Genomic DNA, 24,957 nt, shown 5'->3' with positions numbered 1-24,957 from the left:
CGCCCGCGAGAGAGAGTGTGTACGTGCTCGTACTCGTCGCTCCCGGCCAGGGTGCCCAGACGCCCGGCTTCCTGACTCCTTGGCTCGACCTTCCCGGCGTCGCCGACCGCCTTCACTGGTGGTCCGCGGTGGCGGGGCTCGACCTTGTCCACTACGGCACGAAGGCCGACGCGGACGAGATCCGCGACACCGCCGTGGCCCAGCCACTGCTGGTGGCCGCCGGACTGGTCTCGGCCCTGTCGCTCTTCCCGCACCCGGCCGACGGCCGGCGTGCCGTCGGCGCGGTCGCCGGACACAGCGTCGGTGAGATCACCGCCGCCGCCGGCGCCGGTGTCATCACCGCGGAATCGGCGATGGCCCTTGTGCGGCAGCGCGGACTGGCCATGGCCAAGGCCGCGGCCGTCACCACCACCGGCATGTCCGCGGTGCTCGGCGGCGACCCCGAAGAGGTCCTCGCGCACCTGGAGAAGCTCGGCCTGACCCCGGCGAACATCAACGGCGGCGGCCAGATCGTCGCCGCCGGCACCGCGGAGCAGCTGGCCGCGCTCGCCGAGGACAAGCCCGAGAAGGCCCGCGTCATCGCCCTGAAGGTGGCCGGCGCGTTCCACACCCACCACATGGCTCCCGCGGTGTCCACGCTGGAGGCCCTCGTGCCCGGTGTGACCGTGCGTGATCCGGGTACCCGATATGTGTCGAACGCCGACGGCCAGGTCGTCGGCAGCGGCGACGAGATCGTCCGCCGGCTGGTCCAGCAGGTCTCCAACCCGGTCCGCTGGGACCTGTGCATGGAGACGTTCAAGGAACTCGGCGTCACCGCGATCATCGAGATGGCGCCGGCCGGCACGCTGGTCGGCCTGGCCAAGCGGGCCCTGCCGGGCGTCAAGACGCTCGCCCTGAAGACCCCGGACGACATCGACGCGGCTCGCGCGATCGTCGCCGAGCACGGCGACCCGGACGCCATCGGCGCGTCCCTGCCGCTCACCCTTTCCGCGGCCGAAGAGGAGTCACCCCAGACATGACGGCGAAGATCCAGCCCAGCCAGGGTGCCCCGTACGCGCGGATTCGCGGGGTCGGCGGCTACCGGCCGACCCGGGTGGTCCCCAACGAGGTGATCCTGGAGACGATCGACTCCAGCGACGAGTGGATCCGCTCCCGCTCCGGCATCTCCACGCGCCACTGGGCGAACGAGTCGGAGACCGTCGCCGAGATGTCGATCGAGGCCTCGGGCAAGGCGCTCGCCGACGCGGGTCTGTCGGCCGAGGACATCGGCGCGGTGATCGTCGCCACCGTCTCGCACTTCAAGCAGACGCCGGCGATCGCGACCGAGATCGCGTTCCGGCTCGGCGCGGGCAAGGCCGCCGCGTTCGACATCTCCGCGGCCTGCGCCGGCTTCGCCTACGGGCTGACCCTCGCCAAGGGCATGGTCACCGACGGCAGCGCCAAGAACGTGCTGGTGATCGGGGTCGAGCGGCTGAGCGACCTGACCGACCTGACCGACCGGGCGACCGCCTTCCTCTTCGGCGACGGCGCCGGCGCGGTCGTGGTCGGCCCGTCCGACGTGCCCGCCATCGGCCCCTCCGTCTGGGGCTCGGAGGGCGACAAGTCCGAGGTGATCGCCCAGACCGACTCGTGGGAGGTCTTCCGCGCCGGCGGCCAGCCGGAGACGGGGAAGTTCCCGGCGCTGCGCCAGGAGGGCCAGACGGTCTTCCGCTGGGCGGTCTTCGAGATGGCCAAGGTGGCCCAGCAGGCGCTGGACGCCGCCGGGATCACCGCGGACCAGCTCGACGTCTTCATCCCGCACCAGGCGAACATGCGCATCATCGACTCGATGATCAAGGCACTGAAGCTGCCGGAACACGTCGCGATCGCCCGCGACATCGAGACCACCGGCAACACCTCGTCGGCCTCCATCCCGCTGGCGATGGAGCGGCTGCTGGCCACCGGCCAGGCCAAGAGCGGCGACACCGCCCTGCTCATCGGCTTCGGGGCGGGTCTCGTGTACGCCGCAACTGTGGTTACTCTCCCCTAGTCACAACCCCTTCGCGGCGCCGCAGTCCCGCACGCCGCACTCCCCCGCAACACATAAGGAGCGCCGTAATGGCCGCCACCCAGGCAGAGATCCTCGAAGGCCTCGCCGAGATCGTCAACGAGATCGCCGGCATCCCGGTCGAGGACGTCCAGACGGAGAAGTCCTTCACCGACGACCTGGACGTCGACTCCCTGTCCATGGTCGAGGTCGTCGTGGCCGCTGAAGAGCGTTTCGAGACCAAGATCCCGGACGACGCCGTCAAGGACCTCAAGACCGTCGGCGACGCCGTCGACTACATCCTCAAGAACCAGGCCTGACACACCCCCTGGGACGACGCGTCTGTCGCCCGCCCTTCTAAACGTGGAGAGACAATTCCTGTGAACTCGACCAATCGCACCGTGGTCGTCACCGGTATCGGCGCAACCACACCGCTGGGTGGCGACAGCGCGTCGACCTGGGAAGGCCTGGTCGCCGGACGTTCCGGCATCAGCGCCCTGGAGCAGGACTGGGCAGCCGAGCTGCCGGTCCGCATCGCCGGTCAGATCGCCGTCGAACCGTCGGAGATCCTGCCGCGCCCGCTGCTCCGCAAGCTGGACCGCTCGGCGCAGTTCGCGCTGATCGCGGCTCGCGAGGCCTGGGCCGACGCGGGCTTCACCGGCAAGGCCGGCGAGGACTCCTCGATCGACCCTGACCGGCTCGGCACCGTCGTCGCCTCCGGCATCGGCGGCGTCACGACGCTGCTGGGCCAGTACGACGTGCTCAAGGAGCAGGGCGTCCGCAAGGTCTCCCCGCACACCGTTCCGATGCTCATGCCGAACAGCCCGTCCGCCAACGTCGGCCTCGAGGTCAACGCGCGGGCCGGCGTTCACTCGTTGGTGAGCGCGTGCGCCTCCGGCGCGGAAGCGGTCGGCTATGCCATCGAGATGATCCGCACCGGCCGCGCCGACGTGGTCGTCGCGGGCGGCACCGAGGCGGCCATCCACCCGCTGCCGATCGTCGCCTTCGCCAACATGATGGCGATGTCGAAGAACAACGACGACCCGCACGGCGCTTCGCGCCCGTACGACAAGGGCCGTGACGGCTTCGTCCTCGGTGAGGGCGCGGGCGTCATCGTCCTGGAGTCGGCCGAGCACGCCGCGCAGCGCGGTGCCAAGGTCTACTGCGAGGCGCTGGGCCAGGGCCTGTCCGCGGACAGCCACCACATCGCCCAGCCCGAGCCGACCGGCCGCGGCATCTCCGCCGCGCTGGAGCACCTGATCGCCTCCACCGGTCTGGACACCTCCGAGATCGTGCACCTGAACGCGCACGCCACCTCGACCCCGCAGGGTGACGTCGCGGAGGTCAAGGCGCTCGGCAAGGTGCTGGGCCACGAGCTGGACCACATCGCGATCTCCGCCACCAAGTCGATGACCGGGCACCTGCTCGGCGGCGCCGGCGGCATCGAGTCCGTCGCCACCGTGCTCGCGCTCCACAACCGCCTCGCCCCGCCGACGATCAACATCGTCGACCTGGACGACGAGGTCGACGCGAAGCTGGTCTCCACCAAGGCGAAGCCGCTGCCGGAGGGCCCGATCATCGCCCTCAACAACTCGTTCGGCTTCGGCGGTCACAACGTCGTCCTGGCGTTCCGCACCGTCTGACGGCCACAGCGCCGCAACGGCCTGTTCCCCCGGTCCACCGACCGGGGAACAGGCCGTTCTCGCGTCCGGCGGCTGCTCACGGGCAGGCGCCGACTACGGGCAGGCCACGACCTGAGCGGCCCAGGACAGACCGCCGCCGAAGCCGAGCAGCAGCACCGGGGCGCCCCGCGGGATCGTGCGGTCCTCGACGAGCTTGGAGAGCGCCAGCGGGATCGAGGCGGCGGACGTGTTGCCGGAGACCGTGACGTCGCGGGCCACGACGGCCTGCGGGGCGTCCAGTTGGCGCACCAGCGAGTCGATGATCCGCAGGTTCGCCTGGTGGGTGACGATGCCGCCCAGGTCCGCAGGGGTGAGACCGGCGCGGCGGCAGGCCTCGACGGCGACGGGCGCCAACTCGGTGGTGGCCCAGCGGAAGACCGTCTGGCCGTTCTGCCGGAAGCGCGGCTGCCAGTCGTCCTGGAGGCGGACGGCGTCCCCGCGGGCGGGGTCGGAGCCCCAGACGACGGGACCGATGCCGGCGTCCCCGCCCTCCTGGGCGCTGACGACCGCCGCGCCCGCGCCGTCGCCGAGGAGGACGCAGGTGGTGCGGTCGGTCCAGTCCGTGAGGTCGGACATCTTCTCGGCGCCGATGACGAGCGCGTGCCGCGCGGCCCCTGCGCGCAGTGAGTGGTCCGCGGTGGCGAGGGCGGTGACGAAGCCCGTGCAGGCGTTGTTGAGGTCGTATGCGACGGCCGACGGTATGCCCAGCCGGCCCGCGGTCCGCGCGGCGACGGTGGGGCAGCGGTCGATCGCGCTGGATGTGGCCACGATGACCAGCCCGATCTCGGCGGGGTCGAGCCCGGCGGCGGCGAGCGCCTTGCCGCCGGCCGCGGCGGCCAGGTCGGTGACCGACTCCTGGCGGGCGATGTGGCGGGTCGCGATTCCGGTGCGCTGCCGGATCCACTCGTCGCTGGTGTCGACGAGGCCGGCGAGGTCGTCGTTGGTGAGGACCTCACCCGGCTGGTAGTGGCCCATGGCGGCGATACGGCTTCCCGGTGCTTCCCACATGGCTGACTCCTCGGCTCGGTGCTGGCTGCTCGGTGTTCGGCTGTCGTGCCGAGCAATATAGCGTCCGACCGGTCGGACTCTAAAGGGCCCCCGATGACCGATACGATGGGTCCATGAGTCCCAGGAAGTCGGCCGCCGAGGCGCACCGCACCCGTGAGCGCATCGTCGAGCGCAGCGTCGCGGTGGCCTCGGTCGACGGTCTCGACGGGCTGACGATCGGCCGCCTCGCCCTCGACCTCGGCATCAGCAAGTCGGGCCTGCTGGGCCACTTCGGCACCAAGGAGGCCCTGCAGCTCGCGGCCCTGCGCCGGGCGTCCGAGGTGTTCTCCCGGGCGGTCTGGGAACCGGCCTCGGGCACCGAACCGGGGCTGGCCAGGCTGCGCGCGCTGTGCGAGGCGTGGACGACGTATCTGCACCGCGAACGCGCGACGTTCCCCGGCGGCTGTCTCTTCACGACCTCCGCCGTGGAGTTCGACGCCCGGCTGCCGGGACCGGTGCGGGACGCCGTGGTGAAACTCCATCAGACGTGGCGGCACCGGCTGCTGGCCGACATCCGGCACGCGGTGACGGCGGGCGAACTGCCGGCCGGCTCCGACCCCGAGCAGTTGGTCTTCGAACTGACCGGGATCTTCTTCAGCCTCAACCACATGGTCCAGCTCTTCGGCGACACGACCGCCCCCGACCGCGCCCGCCGCGCGGTCGCGCGACTGCTGGGCGGACCCGCCGCGAACTGAGCCGGATGCCGACCCAGGGTCTGCCGTCTGGATCCCTGCGGCGTCCACGGAGATCCAGACGACGGACCCTACGTGTCGAAGCTCGCGAAGTACGAGGCCGCCATGTCCTCGCCGCCGTGCCCCTGGCCGGCCGCGCGGCTGAAGCGCTCCGCGCCCGCGGCGGCCACGTCCAGCTGGACGCCGTGCGCCTCGCCCGCGGCGACGATGAGCCGGGCGTCCTTCAGCGCGCCGTCGACCGTGAAGTTCGGTGCGAAGTCGCCGCTGAGCATCGCCTCGGCCTTCAGACGCAGATAGGGCAGGTCGAGCGGGCCGCCGTCGAGCGCCTCGAAGAAGTTCCGGGGGTCCACGTCCAGGCCCCTGGCCAGGGCCATCGCCTCGGCCGCGCCGTTGGTGACCGCCAGCACCCAGCTGTTGAGAACCAGCTTGAGGCTGCTGGCCGTTCCCTTCCCGCCGTCGTCGCCCAGCCACAGGACCTTGCGCCCGACCGCGTCGAAGACCCGGCCCGCCACCGGCCGGGCGGCCTCCGGGCCGGCCGCCAGCACCGTCAACCGACCCGCTTCCGCGGCCGACCGGGTGCCGAGCACGGGCGCGTCGACGAAGTGCGCGCCGCGCTCGCGGGCCAGGTCCGCCAGCGGCGCCAGCGCGTCGGGCCCGACGGTGCACATCTGGGCCCACACCACGCCCTCGCGCAGCCCGGGGGACGCCTCCCGCATCGTCCGCAGCACGGACGGGCCGTCGAGCAGCATGGTGACGACGGCGTCCGCGCCGCGGACCGCCTCGACCGGGTCGCCGGTGATGTGCACTCCGGCGGCGGCCAGCGGCTCGGCCCGCGCGAGGGTGCGGTTCCAGGCGCGCACTTCGAGCCCGGCGGCGGCGAGATTGCGCGCCATGCCCGCGCCCATGAGGCCGGTGCCGAGCACCGCTACGGAAAGTGTGTCGTCCATACCGGCACGTTAGACCCCGCGACGGAACCTACGGCAGCGGGACCGGCGGAACGTGAGGGTTCGTCACACGACCTGGTGCAGCCAGCGCACCGGTGCGCCCTCGCCCGCGTACCGGAACGGCTCGAGCTCGTCGTCCCACGGTTTGCCGAGCAGCCTGGCGACCTCGGTCTCCAGATCCGCCTCACCCGTGCGGGCCCGCTGGAGCGCGGCGCGGAGCCGGTCCTCGGGGATGAGGATGTCGCCGTGCATGCCCGTGACGGCGTGGAAGATGCCGAGTTCGGGGGTGCAGCTGTATCTCTCCCCTTCGGCGGCCGGGCAGGGTTCGGCCGTGACTTCGAAGCGCAGCAGGTGCCAGCCGCGCAGGGCGGACGCCAGCTTCGAGGCCGTACCGGGCTCCCCCTGCCAGGAGAACTCGGCCCGCCAGGTGCCCGGTGAGACGGGCTGGCGGATCCAGTCGAGGCTTACGCGCACGCCGAGGACGCCCGCGACGGCCCATTCGACGTGCGGGCACAGCGCGCGCGGTGCGGAGTGAACGTACAGAACTCCACGTGTCGTCACCGGTACCTCCAGTGTGGGACGAGGTTCGCCTTCCCCAGCGGCCTCACGCCCGAACCGGCTGCTTCCGGGGCAACATTAGATATTCTGCACCATTGATAACAAACAGGACAAGAGTGAACTTCTGCCAACTGGGCTTCGGTAAACCTCCCACCGGTTCTCCTGGGTTGTCAGGGAAAAGCTACCGTGCGGCGTCTCCAGAGGAGTGACGTACCGTCGGGCTCGGACCAGATGTCACCCACTCGTCGGAGGGGATCACCGGATGCGACCGTTCCTGCGAGGTTTCCTGGCCACTGCCGCCGCCTCCCTGTTGCTGGCCGGATGCTCCGGCGGGGGACCCGCACCGCACGAGAAACCGGCCGTACCGGTCAGCCGCAAACCTGTTCCCCGGCCCACCCCCACGTGGAACGCGCACCCCGCGTCGATCGCCGCGCTGGGCGATTCCATCACCCGTGGCTTCGACGCCTGTTCCCTGCTGGCGGACTGCCCGGAGGTCTCCTGGGTCACCGGCACCCGCAGCCAAGTGGACAGCATCGCGGGCCGGGTGCTGAGCGCCACCGGTATCGCCGCCAACAGCTGGAACCTCGCCAGGAGCGGCGCCCGGATGTCGGATCTGCCGGACCAGGCGGTGGCCGCCGCCGCGAAGAAGCCGTCGCTGGTGACGGTGCTGATGGGCTCCAACGACGCCTGCCGGGACTCCGCCGACGACATGACACCGGTGGCCGACTTCCGCGCCGACTTCACCCGGGCGATGACCGGGCTGCACAGCGCCCTGCCGAAGTCCCAGGTGTTCGTGGCGAGCATCCCCGACCTCAAGCGGCTGTGGGAGGTGGGCAAGGAGAACCCGCTCGGCAAGCAGATCTGGAAGCTCGGCATCTGCCCCTCGATGCTGCGCGACGCGGACTCGGTGAGCGAGAGCGCGCAGACCCGGCGGGACGCGGTCCGGGCGCGGGTGGTGGCGTACAACCGGGTCCTCAAAGAGGTCTGCGCGAAGTACGAGCACTGCCGCTACGACGGCGGAGCGGTCTTCGACTACCGCTTCACGTCGGACGAGTTGAGCAGCTGGGACTGGTTCCACCCCAACGCCCAGGGACAGGCGCAGCTCGCCCGGATCCTCTACACGGCGGCCTTCGCGAAACCGTGAGAAGGGCCGTGCGGAAGGCCGTGCGGGAGGCCGTGAAAGAGCCACCCCGGAACCCTTCAACTCCCCTCTTCCTTGCGGACAGAAGCTGACCGCATGGGTCCGTAACGTACTGCTCATGGACACGAAGAACGCACTTCACCGGTACCGCTGGCTCGGGTACACCGCCGTCATCGCGGCGAGCGTCATGGACCTGCTGGACTCGACCGTGGCCAATGTCGCGGCGCCCGCGATCCGCACCGGACTTGGCGGCTCGTACGCCGACCTCCAGTGGATCGCGGCGGGCTACACCCTCGCCATGGCGGTCGCGCTGCTCACCGGCGGACGGCTGGGCGACATGTACGGCCGCAAGCGGGTCCTGCTGGCCGGGATCGCCGGGTTCACGCTCACCTCGATGCTGTGCGCGGCGGCGCAGTCCCCGCAGACGCTGATCGTGGCGCGGATCGCGCAGGGGGTGTGCGGCGCGGTGATGCTGCCGCAGGGCTTCGGGCTGACCCGGGACCTGTTCCCCGCCTCCGAGATGAAGAAGGCGTGGGGGATCTTCGGTCCGCTGATGGGGCTGTCCGCGGTGATGGGCCCGATCATCGCCGGTGTGCTGATCCACGCGGACCTGTTCGGCACCGGCTGGCGCATGATCTTCGGCATCAACCTGCCGATCGGCGCGTTCGCGTTCGTGATGGGCTGGAAGTACCTGCCGGACGTGGCCCCGACCGCCCGCGGCGCGCGGCTGGACCTCCCCGGGGTGCTGCTCGCCGGAACCGGCGCCTTCCTGCTGGTCTTCCCGCTGGTGCAGGGCCGTGAACTGGGCTGGCCCACCTGGGTGCTGGTGATGCTCGTCGCCTCGCTGCCGGTGCTGGCCGTCTTCGCCCGCTACCAGGTGCTGCGCAAGCGTTCCGGCCGCACCCCGCTGGTGGAGCCGAGCGTCTTCACCAAGCGGGCCTACGTCTCCGGGGTCGCGTTCGCCATCGCCTTCACCGCGTCCATGGGCGGCATGATCCTCACCCTCGGCATCTTCCTGCAGCTCGGCCTCGGCTACACCGCCCTGCACTCCAGCCTGACCACGGCGCCCTGGGCGCTGGGCGCGCTCTTCGGCTCCGCCTTCGGCGGCATCATGATGGCCCGCCTCGGCCGCCGCATCCTGCACCTCGGCCTGATCCTGATGGGCGGCGGACTGCTCGCCCTCTACGGTGTCTTCCAGTGGGCCGGCGCGGACATCACGGACTGGGACTTCGCGGCCCCGCTGCTGGTCGGCGGCGCCGGGATGGGCATGATCTTCGTGCCGCTCTTCGACATCATCCTCAACGGCGTCGACGGCCACGAGATCGGCTCCGCCTCGGGCACCCTGCAGGCGCTCCAGCAGCTCGGCATGACGCTCGGCTTCGCCGTCCTCGGCACCGTCTTCTTCAACATCCTCAGCGACGCCCGGCCCGGCCCCGCCGGCCACATCGAGGCCGCGCTGGACGCCGCGGGGACGACGGCGCTGTGCACGGTGGGGCTGATCGCGCTGGCCTTCGTGCTCGGCTTCTTCCTCCCGAAGACGGTCCGCTCCGCGGAGGAATCAGAAGAGGACGTCGCGGCCGGCCGCGAACTCGCACTCGTCTGAGAAGCACCCTCGAGCGCCGGACGGGCTGGACATTCCAGCCCGTCCGGCGTTTGAGGACGTTGTCAACCTGCCTTGCGCGCCATGAAGAACATGCTCGGCCCGAACGACACCTTCGCCAGCGGCGACTGGAGGGCGCCCTCGGCGCGGACCAGGGCCTGGTGGGGCACGAACTTCTTCAGCTTGCCGCTGCGCAGGCACTGCGGTCTTCCGCATGGACCGGGTTCCCCCCATGTCGATGCGTTCTCTCGCATGGACATGTCTAGGAGGCCGGAACGGTTCCCGTCGCGTCGTCATTGTCTTCGTCAATGTCCTCGCCGGGCACCGGATCCGGGTCGTCCGACGGATCGGCGCCGGGTACCGGGACGAGTTCGCGCACCAGCAGCGCGGCGCCCGCGACGGCGCCCGGCATCGCGAAGACGGCGATGACCGGCACCAGGAAGAGCAGGACCAGCGGCACGCCGAAGCCGAGCGCCAGCGGGAGCCGGCCGCGCAGCAGCCGCAGCCGGGTCCGCAGCGGGACCGAGCGGCGCTGCATGGCGACCGAGGTGAGCTCGGTGGTCAGGAAGAAGCCGGAGACGCAGATGCCCACGACGGGGACGACGGTCTGGCCGACCACCGGGATGAAGCCGCAGGCGAAGAGCAGCAGCCCGAAGGCCACCACCCGCGCCAGCACGGACAGGCTGTCCCGTACCGAGGTGAGGATCTCGCGCCAGAGCGGGATGCCGGGCTTGGGCGGGGCGCCGCCCTCCATCTCCTCGACGCGTTCCGAGAGCGATTCGTAGAACGGGTCGCCGATCAGCAGCGCCACGGCGGTGAAGGTCACCATCGCCAGCAGCAGCCCGCCACTGAAGACGATGACGGTCAGCGTCCAGCGCAGCAGCGACCGGAAGGGGCTGTCCCAGCCGTCCGCGAACGGCGTCGCCCAGGACGCCAGGTCGTCCGCCCAGAAGCCGAGGGCGACGAGCGCCGCGATGTACAGGACCAGGGCGATCAGGCCGGGCAGCAGCCCGAACCCCCACCACCTCCGGTGCCGCGCCACCCAGCGCTGGCCTTCCAGGAAGTACTTCACACCGGTCGTGAGATCACGCATGGGCGTCACCCTAACGACTGGGTCCGGCCCCCCGTCCGGGGGCCGGAAAGGGGCGGGGCGCGTCAGGGCGCCCCGCCCCCGGTCATGGGGTTCCCGCCCGGTGCCGCACGGGCCCGGGCGTCGGCGTTACGGCAGGTCGAGCGGGGCGCTCACCCGGAGGTCGGCGAGCGAGCGGCCGGCCTCGACCTCGTAGTGCCCGGGGACCAGCAGCCAGCCGCCGTCCGCGTCGTCCCACACCTCGGCGGCCCGGCGCGGCAGTTCGACGACGACCTCGGCGCTCTCCCCCGGCCCTGCCTGGACGGAGGCGAAGCCGGCCAGCCAGCGGGCCGGCCGCTCGACCGCGTCGGCGGCGGGGGCCAGATAGACCTGGACGACTTCCCGTCCGGGGCGTGAACCGGTGTTGCGGACGCGGACGGTGAGCGTGCCCAGCGCCTCGCCCTCGCCCTCACCGCGCTCGAACTCCGCCGACTCGTAGGCCCAGTCGGTGTACCCGAGGCCGTGGCCGAAGGAGTACGCGGGGGCGATGCCCGCCTTGTCCCAGGCGCGGTAGCCGATGAAGACGCCCTCGTCGTAGGAGAGCGTGCCGTCCCGCGGGGTGACCTGGGTGACGGGTACGTCCGCGAGGGCGACCGGCCAGGTGGTGGGCAGCCGGCCGCCCGGCTCCTCGGCGCCGAGCAGGACGTCGGCGAGCGCGGCGCCCGCCTCCTGGCCGGGGAACCAGCCGAGCAGCACCGCGGCGACGTCCTGGCGCCACGGCATCTCCACCGGGGAGCCGGAGTTGACGATGACGACGGTGCGCGGGTTCACCGCGGCGACCCGGGCGACGAGCTCGTCCTGGCGGCCGGGCAGCCGCAGATCGGTGCGGTCGAAGCCCTCGCTCTCGACGCGTTCGGTGGTCGCGACGACCACGATCGCCGTGTCGGCGGCGGCCGCCGCCGCGACGGCGTCCTCGATCAGCTGGTCGGGATCGCGCTCCGGCTCGCCGTGCACGAAGGAGAAGCCGATCGCCTGGATCGGGGCGTCGGCGAACTTCGCGACGGTGTAGGTGAGGCTGACGTCGACGGTCTCGCCCTCGGTCAGTTCCACCGTGCCGCGCGGCACCGGGGAGCCGAAGAACGCCTCGAACGGGTCGGCGTGGTCGGCGGACTGCTCGCCGTCGAAGAGCACGGTGCCGGCGACGACGAGCCGGAAGCCGCCGAGACCGCGGGTGCCGAAGGCGTGCGCGCCGCTCTCGCGGGGGTGAAGGTGCCGGTGGCCTCGACGGTGGTGACCTCGTCGTAGCTGACGCCCTCCGGCATGTCGCCGAGCCACTGCACCATGCCGTTGGGCATCCGCTCGGAGCCCAGCTCCCGGCCCTCGGCGTCGCGGGCGACGGCGCGCAGGGTGAAGCCCTTGTCGGCGACGGAGAGTTCATCGCTGGGGTCGGCGCCGACCGCGTAGCTCAGCGCGACGCCCTCGGGCAGCGCGGCGCGCAGGCCGTCGAGCGGGGAGACGATGTGGTCGGGGAAGACCTGTGCGGAGCCGCCGCCGAGCACCCGGGCGTCACGGGCCGCGGCGCCGATGAGGGCGATGCCGCGGACGGCCGAGGCGTCGATGGGCAGCGCGCGGCCGCCGCCGGCCACGGTCTCGTTGCGCACCAGGACGAAGGCGCGGCGGGCGATCTCGCGGGCCAGCGCCTCGCCGTCGATCCCGGCCGGGCGGTCCGCCGCGGCGACGGCGGCGGGGACACCGTCCAGGATGCCGACGCGGGCGGCGAGCCGCAGCACGTTGCGGACGGCCTCGTCGACCACCGGCTCCTCGACGCTCCCGTCCCGGACGGCGGCGGCCAGCGCCTCCCCGTAGACGGTGCGCGGGCCGGGCATGGCCACGTCCAGGCCGCCGTTGACGGCGCCGACGGTGTCACGGGCGGCCATCCAGTCGGAGACGATGTAGCCGTCGAAGCCCCATTCGCCGCGCAGCACCACGTTCTGCAGGTAGTGGTGCTCGCTCATCGTGGTGCCGTTGACGCCGTTGTAGGCGCACATGATGCCCCACGGGTGGGCGTTCTTGACGATGGCCTCGAACGGCGCCAGGTACAGCTCGCGCAGCGCGCGGGTACCGACCACGTTGTCGACGGTGAAGCGCTCGGTCTCGGCGTCGTTGGCCACGAAGTGCTTGACGGTGGTGCCGACGCCGCCCGCCTGGACGCCCGCCACATAGCCGGTGCCGATCGCCCCGGTGAGGTACGGGTCCTCGGAGTACGCCTCGAAGTGCCGTCCGCCGAGCGGGGAGCGGTGCAGGTTCACCGTCGGCGCCAGCAGGACGTGCACGCCCTTGCGGCGGGCCTCCTGGGCGAGGAGGTTGCCGGCCCTGCGGGCCAGCTCCGGGTCCCAGGTCGCGGCGAGCGCGGTCGGGCTGGGCAGCGCGATCGACGGGTCGTCGGCGGTCCAGCGCACCCCGCGCACCCCGATCGGGCCGTCGGACATCACCAGCGAGCCGAGGCCGATCTCCGGCAGCGCGGGCAGCGTCCACATGTCCTGGCCGGACAGCAGCCGTGCCTTCGCGTCCAGATCCAGCTTGCCCAGTGCGGCTTCCACCGCGTCCTCGATGGCCGTGCGCCCGGTGTCCGTCATCGTCTGCTCCCTCTGTCCCTCGGTGTCGTCCCGCGCCCATCCTCACCCCACCTACCTGTAGATCGGTAGGGTAAGTTACAGATACGTTACCCAAATCTTTCACCGATCAGTTTCGATTAGGCTCACGGCCGAACGAAGGGGGCACGGTGTCCAGAACGACCGGAGACCGGCGGGCGGAGATCATCCAGGCCGCGGTGGAAGTGATCGCAGAACGCGGCTACCGGGGGGCCTCCCTCGGCGCGGTGGCCGAGCGGGTGGGGCTGACCCAGCAGGGGCTGCTGCACTACTTCCCGACGAAGGAGGCGCTCCTGGTCGCGGTGCTGGCGGCACGCGACCAGTGGGACGTGGCCTCCACGGCGCTGCACGGCACGACGTGGCCGCTGGAGATGCTGACGTCCCTGGTCGAGTACAACGCGACCCGGCCCGGCATCGTGCAGACCTTCACGGTCCTGGCGGGCGACAGCGTCACCGAGGACCATCCGGCCCGCGCGTACTTCGAGGAGCGCTACCGGTGGGTGCGCGAGGGCGCGGCCGACATGCTGCGCGCGGAGTTCGGCGACCGGCTGCCGGGCGGCCTCACCCCGGAGCGGGCGGCCCCGCTGCTCGTCGCCGTCATGGACGGCCTGCAGGTGCAGTGGCTGCTGGAGCCGGCGGCGGTGGACATGGCGGCGGCGTTCCGCGACTTCGTCGCCCTGCTGGGCGGGACCGGGAACACGTAAGGGCCGCACCCCAAGGGGTGCGGCCCTTACCCGGCCGATGGCCGAACGGTGATCAGACGACGGTCAGCGCCACGTCGATGTTGCCGCGCGTCGCGTTGGAGTACGGGCACACCTGGTGCGCCTGCTCCACGAGGGACTGGGCGGTGGCCGCGTCCACGTTCGGGATCGAGACCGCGAGCTCGACCTTGAGGCCGAAGCCGCCGGCCGGGGTCTTGCCGAGACTGACCTTGGCGGTCACCCGGGAGCCGGATATGTCCGCCTTCTCCTGGCGGGCCACCACACCGAGGGCACCCTGGAAGCAGGCGCTGTAGCCGGCGGCGAAGAGCTGCTCCGGGTTGGTGCCGGCACCGTTGCCGCCCAGTTCCTTCGGCGGGTTGACGACGACGTCGAGCTTGCCGTCGTCGGTCGCGACCCGGCCGTCACGGCCGTTCTCGGCGGTGGCGACGGCGGTGTACAGGACGTCTACGGACTGGATGGTCATGAAAAGAACCCCTCCTGGTTGGTGCACTCGCGTGCATCGCCGCGACTCGCGCCCACGATCGCAACAATTTGTTGAAGAGCTTACTCCGGCAGGGTGACGATCATCTTGCCGGTGTTGTCGCCGCGCAGTACGCCGAGGAAAGCTTCGAAGTTGTTCTCGATGCCCTCGACGACCGTCTCGCGGTAGTGCAGCTTGCCGTCCCGGATCCAGCCGCCGACCTCCTGCACGAACTGACCCTGCAGCGCGGCGTGGTCGCCCACGAGCATGCCCTGCAGCCGCAGCCGCTTGCCGATGATCTGCGCCAGGTTGCGCGGGCCGCCCGAGGCCTCGGTGTCGTTGTACTGGGCGATGGCGCCGCACAGCACCGCACGGCCCCGCAGGTTGAAGGAGCTGATCGCCGCTTCCAGGTGCTCGCCGCCGACGTTGTCGAAGTAGACGTCGATCCCGTCGGGGGCGGCCTTCTTCAGCTGCTCGGCCACCGGGCCGTTCTTGTAGTTGAAGGCGGCGTCGAAGCCGTACTCCTCGACGAGGAGTTTGACCTTCTCGTCCGAGCCGGCGCTGCCGATCACCCGGGAGGCGCCCTTGAGCTTCGCGATCTGGCCCACCTGGCTGCCGACCGCGCCGGCCGCGCCCGAGACGAAGACCGCGTCGCCCTCGGTGAACGAGGCGACCTCCAGCAGTCCCGCGTAGGCGGTCAGGCCCGGCATGCCGAGCGCGCCGAGGTAGGCGCTGAGCGGCGCCGCGGCCGGGTCGACCTTCACGGCGTGCGCCGCGTCCAGGACCGCGTACTCGCGCCAGCCGAGCCAGTGCAGGACGTGGTCGCCGACCGCGAACCCGTCGGCGTTGGAAGCGGTGACGCGGCCGACCGCGCCGCCCGCCATCGGCTCGTTCAGGGCGTACGGCGGCGAGTACGACTTCACGTCGTTCATCCGGCCGCGCATGTACGGGTCGACCGACAGGTGCAGGTTGCGGACGACGATCTGGCCGGGGGCCGGCTCCGCGGTCCCGACCTCGCGCAGGGCGACGTCATCAGTGGTCGGCCACCCGTGGGGGCGGGCTACCAGGTGCCATTCACGGCTCTTCGGCATGAGGGGGATGCCTCCGTCCGCCATAGCTTGACTATGGCAAAGATTGATTTCCTCAAATAACGATGGACCTTGATGTTTGAGGTTGTCAAGTAACCGGGGGTACGCTGTGTCGCATGTCCCCCACGCCTCAACGTACCGACCCCCTGACCCTCGAAGTGGTCGACCTGATCGCCACGGTCGTGGCGCGCTACCACGAGGAGTACGAGGAGGCGGCCGCGAACCACCAGCTCACCGGTGCGCAGGCCCGCGTCCTGGCGCTCCTGTCCCGTGAGCCGCTGCCCATGCGGCACATCGCCCAGCAGCTGAAGTGCGAGCCGTCCAACATCACCGGGATCGTCGACCGGCTGGAGGCGCGCGGGCTCGCCGAGCGCCGGCCCGACCCGGCCGACCGCCGCATCAAGCTGGCCGCCGCCACCGACGAGGGCCATGAGACGGCGGCCCGGCTGCGCGGCGCACTGCACTTCGCCCGCGCGCCGCTCGCCGGCCTGTCCGACGAGGAACGCACCGCACTGCGCGATCTGCTCAAGCGCATGCTGACCTGAGCCGGCCTGGCCTGGCCTGGCCTGGCCTGAGCTGAGCTGACCTGAGCTGACCTGACGGCCGGCCCGCGGAGCCGAACCGCTACTCGCACCACCACAGGACGGGCTTGCAGGTCGGGCTGTGCGTGGGGTGCGGCGTCCGGGTCGGCGAGGGGGAGTCCGAGGGCGTCGGCGACGTCGGGGGCCGGCTGGTCGGCGAGGCCGGCCGGGTCGGCGTCCTGGGTCCCGACGGGGTCGCGGACGGCGAGCCCGACGGGGTGCCGGAGGTGCTCGCGGTGGTGGCCGGCTTCGAGTGCGCCGGCCGGGCCGTGGTGTGCCGCGGGGCCGGGCTGGACGCGCCGGCCTGCGGGACGGAGTCCCCGGCGGGCGCCTGCGACGGGCCGGTGTCCGCTTCCGGGCCGCTCGCGAAGGTCCCCGACGACAGTGCCGCCGCCGTGCAGACGACCAGGACGATGCCGACGCCCGCTCCCGTCAGCAGCCGGTTCCTGCCGCGCCGCCGCGCCCGGCGCGGCGGCCGGCGGCGGGCGGCCCGGCCGCCCGAGTGGTCCGGTTCCGGCGGGGTGGTCGGTGTCCCCGACACCGGCACGGGTTCCACGGGGATGACGAGCTGATCCACGGGCGTGCCGCACCCGGGGCACGACAGGGCGCCGTTGAGGTGCCGTCGGCACGAGTAGCAGTAGTCCATTGTGGTTGGGACGCTATGCGGCCCGTAGGTCACGGGTGAACGCGAACGTGTGAAACTTCTGGGAAGATCGCGGCCCCGCAGGGGCGTTGCCGGACAATCCGGTCCCCTTCCGGCGCCGCCCGCGCGGCGCCGGAAGGGCTGCCGGGTCAGTCGACCTCGGCCACCGCCTGCGCGAACTGCGCCGCGTACAGCCGCGCGTAGGCACCCTCCGCGGCCAGCAGTCCGCTGTGCGTGCCCTGCTCGACGATCGAGCCGGACTCCATCACCAGGATCACGTCCGCGTCGCGGATCGTGGACAGCCGGTGGGCGATGACGAAGCTGGTCCTGCCGTGCGCCAGGGTGGCCATGGCGCGCTGGATCAGCACCTCGGTACGGGTGTCGACGGAGCTGGTCGCCTCGTCGAGGACGAGGATCACCGGATCGGACAGGAACGCGCGCGCGATGGTGATGAGCTGCTTCTCGCCCGCACTGACCCCCGAGCCCTCGTCGTCGATCACCGTGTCGTAGCCGTCCGGGAGGGTGCGGATGAAGCGGTCGGCGTGCGCCGCGCGGGCCGCCTCCTCGATCTGCTCCTGGGTACGGCCCTCGGAGCCGTAGGCGATGTTCTCCGCGATGGTGCCGCCGAACAGCCAGGTGTCCTGCAGCACCATGCCGATGCCGGAGCGCAGGTCCTCGCGGGACATCTCGGCGATGTCCACGCCGTCCAGGGTGATCCGGCCCGCGGTCACCTCGTAGAACCGCATCAGCAGGTTGACCAGCGTGGTCTTGCCGGCGCCGGTCGGGCCGACGATCGCGACGGTGTGGCCGGGCTCGACGCTCAGCGACAGGTCCTCGATCAACGGCTTGTCCGGCTCGTACCGGAAGGCCACCCCCTCCAGGGCGACGCGGCCCAGCAGTTCCTTGGGCCGGGCGGCGTTCGCCGGGTCCGCGTCCTGCTCGGGGGCGTCCAGCAGCTCGAAGACCCGCTCGGCCGAAGCGACCCCGGACTGCACCAGGTTGGACATGCTCGCCACCTGGGTGAGGGGCTGGCTGAACTGCCGGGAGTACTGGATGAACGCCTGCACGTCGCCGATGGACAGCGCGCCGGTCGCGACCCGCAGCCCGCCGACGACGGCCACCAGCACGTAGTTGATGTTCCCGATGAACATCATCGCGGGCTGGATGATCCCGCTGATGAACTGCGCCTTGAAGCCCGTCCGGTAGAGCATCTCGTTCTGCACCCGGAAGGCCTCGGCGGACTCGTCCTGCCGCCCGAAGACCTTCACCAGCGAGTGGCCGGTGTACATCTCCTCGATGTGCGCGTTGAGCTTGCCGGTGGTCTTCCACTGCTGGACGAACTGCGGCTGCGCGCGCTTGCCGACCGCGGTGGCCACGACCACCGACACCGGCACCGTCACCAGCGCGACCAGCGCCAGCAGCGGCGAGATCCAGAACATCATCACCAGCACACCGACGATCGTGAGCAGCGAGTTCACGATCTGGCCCATGGTCTGCTGCAGGGTCTGCGCGATGTTGTCGATGTCGTTGGTGGCCCGGCTGAGCACCTCACCGCGCGGCTGCTGGTCGAAGTACGACAGCGGCAGCCGCGACAGCTTCGCCTCGATGTCCTCGCGCAGCCGGTAGACGGTGCGCTGGATGATGCCGGTGGCGGTCCGCATCTGCACGAGGCTGAACAGCCCGGCGGCCAGGTAGATCCCCAGGACGGTCAGCAGCACGCTGCCCACCGCCCCGAAGTCGATGCCCTGGCCGGGGGTGAAGTCCACCGCGGAGAGCAGATCGGCGACCTTGCCCTCGCCGTGCTGGCGCATGGCCTCGATCGCCTGCGCCTTGGTGGTGCCGGCCTTGAACTGACCGCCGATCACGCCCGCGAAGATCAGGTCGGTGGCGTGGCCCAGGATCTTGGGGCCCAGCACCGAGAGCGTCACGCTCGCCGTGCCCAGCGCCAGCACCAGGTAGAGGAAGAGCCGGTCGGGGCGCATCAGGCGGATCAGCCGCCGGAACGAGCCCTTGAAGTCCATCGACCGCTCGACCGGCCCGCCGCCCATGAAGCGCGCGGGCCCGGCCATCGGCGCGGGGCCGCGGCGGGGCGCCGCTTTCGCCGGGGTGGTCATGCTGCCTCCTGCTCGGTGAGCTGGGAGAGCACGATCTCCCGGTAGGTCGGGTTCTCCGACATGAGTTCGCTGTGCGTTCCGGTGCCCACCACCTGGCCCTCGTCCAGGACGATGATGCGGTCGGCGTCCCGGATGGTGCTCACCCGCTGCGCGACGATCACCACGGTGGCCTCGGCGGTCTCCCGGCCGAGCGCCGAGCGCAGGGCCGCGTCCGTCGCGTAGTCCAGCGCGGAGAAGGAGTCGTCGAAGAGATAGATCTCGGGCCGGCGCACCAGCACCCGCGCGATGGCGAGCCGCTGCCGCTGACCGCCGGAGACGTTCGTGCCGCCCTGGGCGATCGGGGCGTCCAGGCCGCCTTCGAGGTCCTCCACGAAGCCGCGGGCCTGCGCGACCTCCAGCGCGTGCCACAGCTCCTCGTCGGTCGCGTCGGGCTTGCCGTAGCGCAGGTTGCTCGCGACGGTCCCGGAGAACAGGTACGGCTTCTGCGGGACGAGGCCGACGGTCTCGGCGAGCAGCGCGGGGGCCAGGTCCCGGACGGAGGCCCCGTCGACGAGCACGTCGCCGCCGGTCGCGTCGTAGAGCCGTGGGACGAGCCCCAGCAGGGTGCTCTTGCCGCTGCCCGTCGACCCGATCACCGCGGTGGTCTCCCCCGGTCTGGCGACCAGGTCGACACCGCGCAGCACCGCCGCCTCGGCGCCCGGGTAGCTGAAGTCCGCGCCGCGCAGCTCCAGATGGCCGTGCCGGAGCAGCTTCGTGATGGGGGCGACCGGCGGAACGACGCTCGACTCGGTCGCCAGGACCTCCTCGATCCGCTCCGCGCAGACCTCGGCGCGCGGCACCATCATGAACATGAAGGTGGCCATCATGACGGACATCAGGATCTGCATCAGATAGCTGAGGAACGCGGTCAGGGCGCCGATCTGCATGCCGCCGCTCGCGATCCGGTGCGCACCGAACCACATCACCGCGACGCTGGAGACGTTCACCACCGTCATGACGACGGGGAACATCAGTGCCATCAGCCGGCCGGTCTGCAGCGACACGTCCGTCAGCTCGTCGTTCGCGCCGGCGAAGCGCCGCTTCTCGTAGTCGTCCTTCACGAACGCCCGGATCACCCGGATGCCGGTGATCTGCTCACGCAGTACGCGGTTCACCGTGTCGACGCGCACCTGCATGGTGCGGAACAGCGGCCGCATCCGGCGGACGATCAGCCCGATGAGGATGCCGAGCACCGGCACCACGGCCAGCAGCAGCGAGGACAGCGGTACGTCCTGGCCGAGCGCCATGATGATGCCGCCGACGCACATGATCGGGGCCGACACCATCAGGGTGAAGGTCATCAGCACCAGCATCTGGACCTGCTGGACGTCATTGGTGGTGCGGGTGATCAGCGACGGGGCACCGAACTGCCCCACCTCACGGGCGGAGAAGCTCTGCACCCGGTCGAAGATCGAGGCCCGGATGTCCCGGCCGACGGCCATGGCCGTCCTGGCGCCGAAGAACACGGCGCCGACCGCGCACACCACCTGGAGCACGGTGACCGCGATCATGATGCCGCCGAGCCGCAGGATGTATCCGGTGTCGCCCTTGACGACACCGTTGTCAATGATGTCGGCGTTGAGCGTGGGGAGGTACAGCGTGGCGATGGTCTGCACGAGCTGGAGCAGCACGAGCAGGGTGATGGGTCGCTGGTACGGGCGCAGGTGGGTGCGCAGAATTCGGATCAGCACACGGAATCTCTCAGAGTCGGCTTGATCGGCGAGCGATCCTATCTTCCGACATCCTGTGCCCGCATTCGTTTAAACCTCGGCAAAGGCCCCGGGGTGGGTCTGCTCCCGAACAGCTGTGTACTGCTGGCGTATCGCCTGCCCCACCGGGAGGTCGTCGCCCGGCTCCAGCACCTGCTGCGCGCCGGTCCGCCAGACGGGCGGCTCCTGCGCCGTCCCCGAGCCGAGCACCACACCCAGCGACCACGCCGCCTGCCGGGCAGCACCCAGCGCCGCGTAGTCCCCCGGCTGCGGGACGACCACCTGCGCCTTGAAGAGCGCCGGTGCGATCGCCCGCACGGCGGGCAGCTCGGCGGCGGCCCCCAGCAGGAAGATCCGCCGCACCGCGACCCCGCGTCCGCGCAGCACGTCCAACCCGTCCGCGAGCCCGCAGAGCATGCCCTCGAACGCGGCCCGCGCCAGGTGCTCGGGCTTCATGCTCTCGCGCCGCAGCCCGGCCAGGGTGCCGGCGGTGTGCGGCAGGTCCGGGGTGCGCTCGCCCTCCAGATACGGCAGCAGCACCAGGCCGTACGCGCCCGGAGTGGAGCGCAGCGCCAGGTCCGACAGGCCCGCGAGGTCCGTGCCGAGCAGCTCGGCGGTCGCGCGCAGCACCCGTACCGCGTTGCGGGTCTGGAGCAGCGGCAGATGCCGCCCGGTGGCGTCCGCGAAGGAGGTGACCGTCCCGGAGGGGTCCGTCAGGGCCTCGTCGTGCACGGCGAAGACGGTGCTGGAGGCGCCCAGCGAGACCACCGCGTCACCGGGGCCGACGCCCAGACCGAGCGCGGCCGCCATCGTGTCGCCGCTCCCCGCCGATATCAGCAGCCCTTCGGGGGTCTGCCCGGCCGGCTCGGCGGGACCGAGTACCTGCGGCAGCGCCACCTGGTGCCCGAGCGCCAGCTCCACCAGGTCGGGGCGGTACTCCCCGGTGGCCGCCGACCAGTAACCCGTGCCGGACGCGTCGCCGCGGTCCGTCGTGCGCCGCTGCGGCCGGCCCAGCAGCTGCCAGACCAGCCAGTCGTGCGGCAGCAGCACCTCGGCGGTGCGCTGCGCCGCCGCCGGCTCGTGCTCGGCCAGCCAGCGCAGCTTCGCCACCGGGTACGCGGCGTGCGGCACGGACTGGACGGCCTGCGCCCACTTCGCCGGGCCGCCGAGCGCCGCGGTCAGATCCAGGGCCTGCGGCTGGGCCCGCTTGTCACCGCGCAGCAGCGCCGGGCGGACCAGCACACCACCGGCGTCGAGCGCCAGCAAACCCTGCTGCTGCCCGGATATGCCGATCGCCAGTACGCCCTCGAGCAGGCCGTCCTTGGCGGCCTCGCCGAGCGACAGCAGCCAGGACTGCGGATCGCTCTCGGTCGGCTTGCCCGCCGGGGCCTCGCCCTCCACGGGATGGGGCGCGTACCCCTGCCGGAGCACCTCGCCGGTGTCCGTGTCGCACACGACGACGGTGGTCCCTGCGGTCGAACTGTCGATGCCCGCGACTTTCCCCATAGGGGGAGATGATGCCGCACGGCACCGTCAGGTGTTCGAGGTACCCCAGTCGTCCTCGGTGCGGCCCCGGTCGCGCAGCGCCCTGACCTTCGCGGTGACCGATTCCGGCATCTTGTCGCCGACCTTGGACCCGACGGCGTCGGCCGCCTTCACCGCGACCCCGCGCCCGGTCTGCGCCGCGCTCTCGGCGGCGTTGCGCACCGCCGGGTTCTGCGCGATCCGCTGGGCGCTCTTGCGCAGCTGCTCGTACCGCTCCCGCCCGGCCCGCGCCCCGAGCACGTACCCGACGACGGCTCCGGTGATGAACGTCAGCCGGTAGCGCATGGGCTCCACCCTTCCTCGTACTCGTACCGGGTCCGGCCCTCCGGGCCCTCCTGTGGACTGTGCTTCGCGCCTACCCGCTGTAGCCGGACGACAACCCCGGCGATAGGGGTTGGCGGAGCACCCCCCCACTTGCGCTAATGTATGTCTCGCAGCGAGCGCGCGCCGTCCGGTTGGTCCGGACGTGGCGTTCTTCGATGCGCACAGCGCAATCCCCTGTAGCTCAATTGGCAGAGCAGCCGGCTGTTAACCGGCAGGTTACTGGTTCGAGTCCAGTCGGGGGAGCGCGGTCCCCTGTAGCTCAATTGGCAGAGCATTCGGCTGTTAACCGGAGGGTTACTGGTTCGAGTCCAGTCGGGGGAGCCAACGACAAGAGGACCCCGTTGGGGTCCTTTTTCGTTTCCCGGGAACCGCCCGCCCCCTGATCGAAGTCCACTCAGTGATGCGTCTGTGACCCGCGAGGGCGACAGATCGTATGAGCAGCTATGCTGCGGCAGACGGCGCGTGAGGCGTGTCGTACGGGGCGGTAGCTCAGCCGGTTAGAGCAGCGGACTCATAATCCGTCGGTCGTGGGTTCGAGTCCCACCCGCCCCACCCTGGCCTGCTGGAGCAGACCCAACACGGCTCGCACCGACACCGATCCGAGCCGGACGTGCCGTCTCGGAGCTACGCCACATCCGCGCCGCACGAAGCGCGACCGGGTTCGGCGGTGCCTGATTCCCGCAGGAACCACGCCATCGGCCTCCACTGCCTGGCATGTTGCTTCGGAGTCCTTCGGAGTCCCACGTATCGCCCGCCATACCCCGCCGCTGGCGGCGATGGGACGGCGGCGTTCCCGCATCCCTAAATGTTGGTGATGTACCGTAAATGCATACATTGGCACCAAGGAGGCGGTCGCCATGTCAGTCACCCAGATTGATCTCGATGACGAGGCGCTGGCCGAGGCCATGCGCTTGATGGGCGTCACTACGAAGAAAGAGACGGTCAACACAGCCCTGCGCGACTACGTGGACCGGGTCAAGCGACTGGAAGCCGCCGAGAAGCTGGCCGCCCGCGGGGCACAGGGCGAGTTCGAGCAGGCTGCCGCCGCGCATGACGCTGTCAAGCAGGCCCGGCGAGCGGCCTTCGAGTGATCTCGTATCTCCTCGACACCTCGGCGTTGTGGCATCTGTTCCGCACCCCGGATGCGCTTCGGCCCTGGGAGGGGCACATTGCCGCCGGGGTGTTCCGTGTCTGTGAGCCGACGCGGACCCGGTTCCTGTATTCGGCCACCAGTCCGTTCCACCGGGACGAACTGGCCGAGGAACTCGACGCGTTGTGCCCGCTCTCGGCGGTGCCGAAGAACGCTTGGCGCTGGGTGGACACCGCCCAGTACAAACTCACCCAGCACGGCCAGCACCGCCCCGCCGGCCCGATCGACCTGCTGGTGTGTGCGACGGCGGTCCATCACGGCCACATCGTGCTCCACATGGACAACGACTTCGCCACCGTGGCCGGCATCCTCAAGGACGTGGAGCAACGCGACATCCGCACCTGAGCCGGGCCGCGAAGGGCGGCTCAGAAGATGTGAGCCGTCATGTTGCCGTGCAGCACCGGAGACGGGAGATCTGGTGCTGGGCCGGTCAACGCGGAGACTGCGTCCTTGCAGCTGTCTCCTACGGATCGTCCGATGGCCAGCGATCGATAGAGTTGCTGTGCGAATATCTGCGCCTGTACGTCACTCAAGGCCGAGGGCCAGCTGATCACCGTTGCTACGGTCTGGGCCAACTCATTGCCCAGCGGGGTGGAATCGCAGAAGTTCAGTACGGCGAGGCGGGGCGGAAAGCGGGCACGGGCGATCTGCGCGCAGAAGGCCTCATGGGCGATGCACAGATCTTTGCCCTCCTGGGTGAGATGGATGCCGCCGAAGGAACTGTGCGCCGCGATGTGGAGGGCAACCGGGGCGTGGGCATCCAGGGCGGGGCAGATCTCGGGCAGCCCGACACACGCCATCTCCGCCAGTAGGACGTAGCTTCCGGCGAGGGACTGCCGAATGCACGCGGCTTCCGGACCGAAGTTGTTCCGCCCTGGACGCGGGTCACCGGAGACGTAGAGAACCTTAAGCGTCGTGCCCGCCAGGGTGAGGGCACCTTGGTCGCGGCTCGGTGAGGGAATGCTGGCGGAAAAGTCGGAATTCTGCGACGAGGAAGCAGCGATCGACGCGGACTGCTGCTGGTCCACCGACGCTGACAAGGACGACCACCGTTGCCCTGGCCGAGGCCAGGGAGAATCCCGGGCCAGACGGCTGCCCACCCCGGGAGGCGCTGTCGCTGGTGGGGGCGCCGGGCGTGGCTTGGCTGCGGTCTCCCGCATCCGGTGCAGGAG

The 24,957-nt window shown here is 71.0% G+C and carries 23 protein-coding genes, 3 tRNA genes and 2 pseudogenes; 15 read left to right on the top strand and 13 right to left on the bottom strand.

The genetic code is table 11. The annotated features are described in order from the left end of the window. Positions 1-23: 23 nt before the first annotated feature. The 4 genes from LNW73_RS22625 to LNW73_RS22610 all read left to right on the top strand — a co-directional run bounded on the left by LNW73_RS22625 (position 24) and on the right by LNW73_RS22610 (position 3,669). Positions 24-1,019, top strand: a complete 996-nt coding sequence (locus LNW73_RS22625; protein ID WP_250975767.1) for an ACP S-malonyltransferase — start codon at positions 24-26, stop codon at positions 1,017-1,019. Further along, on the top strand, positions 1,016-2,029 hold the full coding sequence (locus tag LNW73_RS22620; protein WP_250991148.1) for a ketoacyl-ACP synthase III: 1,014 nt from the start codon (positions 1,016-1,018) through the stop codon (positions 2,027-2,029). Before LNW73_RS22625 ends, LNW73_RS22620 begins: the two co-directional genes overlap by 4 nt. Before the next feature lie 68 nt (positions 2,030-2,097). Beyond that, on the top strand, positions 2,098-2,346 hold the full coding sequence (locus LNW73_RS22615; RefSeq protein ID WP_138356760.1) for an acyl carrier protein: 249 nt from the start codon (positions 2,098-2,100) through the stop codon (positions 2,344-2,346). Between the two features lie 60 nt (positions 2,347-2,406). Further along, on the top strand, positions 2,407-3,669 hold the full coding sequence (locus LNW73_RS22610; RefSeq protein ID WP_250975769.1) for a beta-ketoacyl-[acyl-carrier-protein] synthase family protein: 1,263 nt from the start codon (positions 2,407-2,409) through the stop codon (positions 3,667-3,669). A 93-nt stretch (positions 3,670-3,762) separates the two neighbouring features. Here LNW73_RS22610 and LNW73_RS22605 read toward each other — a convergent pair whose 3' ends face one another. After that, positions 3,763-4,716 (bottom strand): beta-ketoacyl-ACP synthase III, encoded by a 954-nt coding sequence (locus tag LNW73_RS22605; RefSeq protein WP_250991147.1) that lies wholly within the window; start codon positions 4,714-4,716, stop codon positions 3,763-3,765. 113 nt (positions 4,717-4,829) lie between these two features. On the opposite strand from LNW73_RS22605, the gene LNW73_RS22600 reads away from it, so the two are divergent. Further along, positions 4,830-5,450 (top strand): TetR/AcrR family transcriptional regulator, encoded by a 621-nt coding sequence (locus LNW73_RS22600; RefSeq protein WP_250975771.1) that lies wholly within the window; start codon positions 4,830-4,832, stop codon positions 5,448-5,450. A 68-nt stretch (positions 5,451-5,518) separates the two neighbouring features. Here the strand turns inward: LNW73_RS22600 and LNW73_RS22595 are convergent, their stop codons facing one another. Then, entirely contained in the window at positions 5,519-6,394 is an 876-nt protein-coding gene (locus LNW73_RS22595) for an NAD(P)-dependent oxidoreductase (protein WP_250991146.1), read from the bottom strand. A 63-nt stretch (positions 6,395-6,457) separates the two neighbouring features. Continuing rightward, complete coding sequence (locus tag LNW73_RS22590) at positions 6,458-6,952, bottom strand: DUF3145 domain-containing protein (RefSeq protein ID WP_164294043.1); 495 nt, start codon at positions 6,950-6,952, stop codon at positions 6,458-6,460. Between the two features lie 259 nt (positions 6,953-7,211). On the opposite strand from LNW73_RS22590, the gene LNW73_RS22585 reads away from it, so the two are divergent. Further along, positions 7,212-8,093: an SGNH/GDSL hydrolase family protein gene (locus tag LNW73_RS22585; protein WP_250975773.1), complete on the top strand. Its 882-nt coding sequence runs from the start codon at positions 7,212-7,214 to the stop codon at positions 8,091-8,093. Between the two features lie 115 nt (positions 8,094-8,208). Then, entirely contained in the window at positions 8,209-9,693 is a 1,485-nt protein-coding gene (locus LNW73_RS22580; RefSeq protein WP_250991145.1) for an MFS transporter, read from the top strand. A 259-nt stretch (positions 9,694-9,952) separates the two neighbouring features. On the opposite strand, the gene LNW73_RS22575 is transcribed toward LNW73_RS22580, so the two are convergent. Beyond that, positions 9,953-10,783 (bottom strand): EI24 domain-containing protein, encoded by an 831-nt coding sequence (locus LNW73_RS22575; RefSeq protein ID WP_250991144.1) that lies wholly within the window; start codon positions 10,781-10,783, stop codon positions 9,953-9,955. Positions 10,784-10,909: 126 nt separating this feature from the next. Then, positions 10,910-13,395: pseudogene (locus LNW73_RS22570) on the bottom strand (glycoside hydrolase family 3 protein). Positions 13,396-13,541: 146 nt separating this feature from the next. Between LNW73_RS22570 and LNW73_RS22565 the strand changes: the two are divergent. Next, positions 13,542-14,114, top strand: coding sequence for a TetR/AcrR family transcriptional regulator (locus LNW73_RS22565; protein WP_250975778.1), 573 nt, complete (start codon positions 13,542-13,544; stop codon positions 14,112-14,114). A 52-nt stretch (positions 14,115-14,166) separates the two neighbouring features. On the opposite strand, the gene LNW73_RS22560 is transcribed toward LNW73_RS22565, so the two are convergent. Together LNW73_RS22560 and LNW73_RS22555 are read right to left on the bottom strand one after the other, a co-directional pair. Continuing rightward, complete coding sequence (locus tag LNW73_RS22560) at positions 14,167-14,595, bottom strand: organic hydroperoxide resistance protein (protein WP_250975779.1); 429 nt, start codon at positions 14,593-14,595, stop codon at positions 14,167-14,169. Positions 14,596-14,675: 80 nt separating this feature from the next. Continuing rightward, a complete protein-coding gene (locus LNW73_RS22555) occupies positions 14,676-15,683 on the bottom strand; it encodes an NADP-dependent oxidoreductase (protein WP_250991143.1) in 1,008 nt (335 codons plus the stop codon). Between the two features lie 113 nt (positions 15,684-15,796). Between LNW73_RS22555 and LNW73_RS22550 the strand changes: the two genes are divergently transcribed. Both LNW73_RS22550 and LNW73_RS22545 read left to right on the top strand, forming a co-directional pair. Then, on the top strand, positions 15,797-16,225 hold the full coding sequence (locus tag LNW73_RS22550) for a MarR family winged helix-turn-helix transcriptional regulator (protein WP_250975781.1): 429 nt from the start codon (positions 15,797-15,799) through the stop codon (positions 16,223-16,225). A gap of 104 nt (positions 16,226-16,329) precedes the next feature. Next, positions 16,330-16,833 (top strand): hypothetical protein, encoded by a 504-nt coding sequence (locus LNW73_RS22545; RefSeq protein ID WP_250991142.1) that lies wholly within the window; start codon positions 16,330-16,332, stop codon positions 16,831-16,833. A 20-nt stretch (positions 16,834-16,853) separates the two neighbouring features. Here the strand turns inward: LNW73_RS22545 and LNW73_RS36830 are convergent. The 5 genes and pseudogenes from LNW73_RS36830 to LNW73_RS22525 form a co-directional block, all read right to left on the bottom strand. Next, positions 16,854-16,907: pseudogene (locus LNW73_RS36830) on the bottom strand (hypothetical protein); the annotation flags it as partial. 146 nt (positions 16,908-17,053) lie between these two features. Next, positions 17,054-18,973, bottom strand: a complete 1,920-nt coding sequence (locus LNW73_RS22540; protein WP_250993005.1) for an ABC transporter ATP-binding protein — start codon at positions 18,971-18,973, stop codon at positions 17,054-17,056. Between the two features lie 41 nt (positions 18,974-19,014). Further along, complete coding sequence (locus LNW73_RS22535; protein WP_250975783.1) at positions 19,015-20,748, bottom strand: ABC transporter ATP-binding protein; 1,734 nt, start codon at positions 20,746-20,748, stop codon at positions 19,015-19,017. A gap of 69 nt (positions 20,749-20,817) precedes the next feature. Continuing rightward, the gene (locus LNW73_RS22530) at positions 20,818-22,272 is read right to left on the bottom strand and encodes an FGGY family carbohydrate kinase (protein WP_250991141.1); all 1,455 of its coding nucleotides are present in this window, start codon (positions 22,270-22,272) and stop codon (positions 20,818-20,820) included. 27 nt (positions 22,273-22,299) lie between these two features. After that, positions 22,300-22,596, bottom strand: a complete 297-nt coding sequence (locus LNW73_RS22525) for a YtxH domain-containing protein (RefSeq protein WP_138356745.1) — start codon at positions 22,594-22,596, stop codon at positions 22,300-22,302. A 209-nt stretch (positions 22,597-22,805) separates the two neighbouring features. Between LNW73_RS22525 and LNW73_RS22520 the strand changes: the two genes are divergently transcribed. From LNW73_RS22520 to LNW73_RS22500, 5 genes are all read left to right on the top strand, one after another. Then, positions 22,806-22,878, top strand: a tRNA-Asn gene (locus tag LNW73_RS22520). Between the two features lie 5 nt (positions 22,879-22,883). Next, positions 22,884-22,959: transfer RNA gene (locus LNW73_RS22515), tRNA-Asn, on the top strand. A gap of 154 nt (positions 22,960-23,113) precedes the next feature. Then, positions 23,114-23,187: transfer RNA gene (locus tag LNW73_RS22510), tRNA-Ile, on the top strand. A 305-nt stretch (positions 23,188-23,492) separates the two neighbouring features. Continuing rightward, complete coding sequence (locus LNW73_RS22505; protein ID WP_250991140.1) at positions 23,493-23,726, top strand: type II toxin-antitoxin system VapB family antitoxin; 234 nt, start codon at positions 23,493-23,495, stop codon at positions 23,724-23,726. Continuing rightward, the gene (locus LNW73_RS22500; protein WP_250991139.1) at positions 23,723-24,130 is read left to right on the top strand and encodes a PIN domain nuclease; all 408 of its coding nucleotides are present in this window, start codon (positions 23,723-23,725) and stop codon (positions 24,128-24,130) included. Before LNW73_RS22505 ends, LNW73_RS22500 begins: the two co-directional genes overlap by 4 nt. Positions 24,131-24,150: 20 nt before the next feature. Here LNW73_RS22500 and LNW73_RS22495 read toward each other — a convergent pair whose 3' ends face one another. After that, positions 24,151-24,813: a hypothetical protein gene (locus LNW73_RS22495; protein ID WP_250991138.1), complete on the bottom strand. Its 663-nt coding sequence runs from the start codon at positions 24,811-24,813 to the stop codon at positions 24,151-24,153. Positions 24,814-24,957: the final 144 nt, after the last annotated feature.

The sequence above is a fragment of the Streptomyces sp. RKAG337 genome, from assembly GCF_023701715.1.
In the GTDB taxonomy this organism is placed as follows: domain Bacteria; phylum Actinomycetota; class Actinomycetes; order Streptomycetales; family Streptomycetaceae; genus Actinacidiphila.
The sequence above is the reverse complement of the archived record's forward strand: the minus strand, read 5'-3'. Positions and strand labels throughout refer to the sequence as shown.

Bases quoted from the DNA above. Each gene is read 5' to 3' on its own strand.
- LNW73_RS22530 (WP_250991141.1), bottom strand. From the start codon at position 22,272: ATGGGGAAAGTCGCGGGCATCGACAGTTCGACCGCAGGGACCACCGTC.
- LNW73_RS22605 (WP_250991147.1), bottom strand. From the start codon at position 4,716: ATGTGGGAAGCACCGGGAAGCCGTATCGCCGCCATGGGCCACTACCAG.
- LNW73_RS22540 (WP_250993005.1), bottom strand. From the start codon at position 18,973: ATGGCCGGGCCCGCGCGCTTCATGGGCGGCGGGCCGGTCGAGCGGTCG.
- LNW73_RS22615 (WP_138356760.1), top strand. From the start codon at position 2,098: ATGGCCGCCACCCAGGCAGAGATCCTCGAAGGCCTCGCCGAGATCGTC.
- LNW73_RS22600 (WP_250975771.1), top strand. From the start codon at position 4,830: ATGAGTCCCAGGAAGTCGGCCGCCGAGGCGCACCGCACCCGTGAGCGC.
- LNW73_RS22585 (WP_250975773.1), top strand. From the start codon at position 7,212: ATGCGACCGTTCCTGCGAGGTTTCCTGGCCACTGCCGCCGCCTCCCTG.
- LNW73_RS22560 (WP_250975779.1), bottom strand. From the start codon at position 14,595: ATGACCATCCAGTCCGTAGACGTCCTGTACACCGCCGTCGCCACCGCC.
- LNW73_RS22550 (WP_250975781.1), top strand. From the start codon at position 15,797: ATGTCCCCCACGCCTCAACGTACCGACCCCCTGACCCTCGAAGTGGTC.
- LNW73_RS22620 (WP_250991148.1), top strand. From the start codon at position 1,016: ATGACGGCGAAGATCCAGCCCAGCCAGGGTGCCCCGTACGCGCGGATT.
- LNW73_RS22595 (WP_250991146.1), bottom strand. From the start codon at position 6,394: ATGGACGACACACTTTCCGTAGCGGTGCTCGGCACCGGCCTCATGGGC.
- LNW73_RS22580 (WP_250991145.1), top strand. From the start codon at position 8,209: ATGGACACGAAGAACGCACTTCACCGGTACCGCTGGCTCGGGTACACC.
- LNW73_RS22555 (WP_250991143.1), bottom strand. From the start codon at position 15,683: ATGCCGAAGAGCCGTGAATGGCACCTGGTAGCCCGCCCCCACGGGTGG.
- LNW73_RS22525 (WP_138356745.1), bottom strand. From the start codon at position 22,596: ATGCGCTACCGGCTGACGTTCATCACCGGAGCCGTCGTCGGGTACGTG.
- LNW73_RS22575 (WP_250991144.1), bottom strand. From the start codon at position 10,783: ATGCGTGATCTCACGACCGGTGTGAAGTACTTCCTGGAAGGCCAGCGC.
- LNW73_RS22505 (WP_250991140.1), top strand. From the start codon at position 23,493: ATGTCAGTCACCCAGATTGATCTCGATGACGAGGCGCTGGCCGAGGCC.